At 42.8% G+C, this 1,475-nt stretch carries 2 protein-coding genes; both read left to right on the top strand.

Going from position 1 to position 1,475, the window contains the following annotated elements:
• Window positions 1-259: 259 nt before the first annotated feature.
• Complete coding sequence (locus AD928_RS00230; protein ID WP_062247337.1) at window positions 260-502, top strand: hypothetical protein; 243 nt, start codon at window positions 260-262, stop codon at window positions 500-502.
• A 662-nt stretch (window positions 503-1,164) separates the two neighbouring features.
• On the top strand, window positions 1,165-1,475 hold a 311-nt coding region (locus tag AD928_RS00220; protein WP_156470006.1), incomplete at its 3' end, for a hypothetical protein.

Genomic DNA, 1,475 nt, shown 5'->3' with positions numbered 1-1,475 from the left:
AGATTGAGAGGAAAACGCTCTAGTGCGTGGGCCGGGAAGCCCATCAAGCCACTCAGCACGAGAGTTGAGGGCGCTTTGAAGCCTCGGCAGGAAATGCTTTTGCCGAGGTTTACGACTGAGTTTGTGGAGGTGATGGGGGCAGTAAGTTTTTGACGCTCCTATGCCGATGCGGGCTTGTCATGCCATTCGCATTTTACACATAAAATGCTTTGTCCAACCCGGACTCGGCTGGATGTTCTGAACGAAGGAATTTGAGAGTATGAGCGACATTTACGCATCCGCATTGGAGGGGCAGGCAATCGCTGGCCTGATCAGAAACCTTAAGAGCCAGATTGCCGGCGCCAAAGCGTCACGAGATCTCGAATCTGCTGTAATACAGATGCAGACCGCTTACGAAAAAAGAATAAAACCACTCAAAATGAGTAGAGATAACGACCAAGCAGCGGCAAAAAACTACAGAATTCAGGCAGAGAACTACAAGCTGGCAGCTGAGCCTCTATAAAGCAACCGCAGACAACAACTTCACAAAGGGTTCTGAATTCAAAATACTTCTTGAGGAAGAGTATGCCAAAAATGACGCCCTCACAAGAGAATTAGCTGTCCTTAAAGCACGCTCATGAAGATAAAGGGCGCAAAGTGATTTCCCTATGCTAGCCCACCCTGCCCCCATTAAACAACACCATAGAATCAAGAAAAAGATGAATAATATGTTTTCATTATCCCTAACTATTGTTCTTTTGTGGTACAGAAATAAAATAAATAAGTATAAATATTATGGGAAAATACAGTTTACCAATAGCACCATCTATCCTGAGATGAAGAAGGGCACTACATTTATCGTGTTTGTCCGTGCATTACTCAACAAAGACGGCCGCAATGAAAACTGTCAAATAGTTTCAAGCGGAAACCCCCACTTAAATGAAACAACACTTAAAATGTGCCGCGAGAGCAAACTCCAGCTAGGGCATCCATCTTACGCCCTTTTTGTGGGGCAAAGTCGTCTAATGCGCTATCAGTTTAGCATGGCTGATTAGGTTAGCCCCCAGGTTCGCGTCAAAGATTCTCCCCTGAGCGAACCCTGACTCCCCAACCCCACCAAGTCTCATTAGGGTATAAAAGATTTTATGAACTGCGCTTGTTGCGCGTTAAGAGGATATTGGTGGAATGAATGACGATCTACCGAAGAAGGTAAAGGCGCAAATAAGACTTGCCTATGCTTTTGGTATCATTGGGGTTTTAAGTTCAACATATGTTTATTGGAACGAAAAAAAATTTACTGAAGATTTAAATAAAAAATATGGAATATTAAATGATGAAATTTCTTCTTTTTCTATAATCAACTCTAATCCTAAATTTAAATCAGTTTCTATTTCAGGGGATGCCGGAGAAAGAATAAGGCTGGATCATGATGGAATTCACATCAAAGATGGCATGGGAACGACGACTATATTAGAGCCCTTTTGGAAATTCGCTAT

This window comes from Acetobacter cerevisiae (genome assembly GCF_001580535.1).
GTDB lineage: Bacteria > Pseudomonadota > Alphaproteobacteria > Acetobacterales > Acetobacteraceae > Acetobacter > Acetobacter cerevisiae.
Note: the sequence above shows the minus strand (reverse complement) of the source record. Positions and strands in the feature narration are given on the sequence as shown.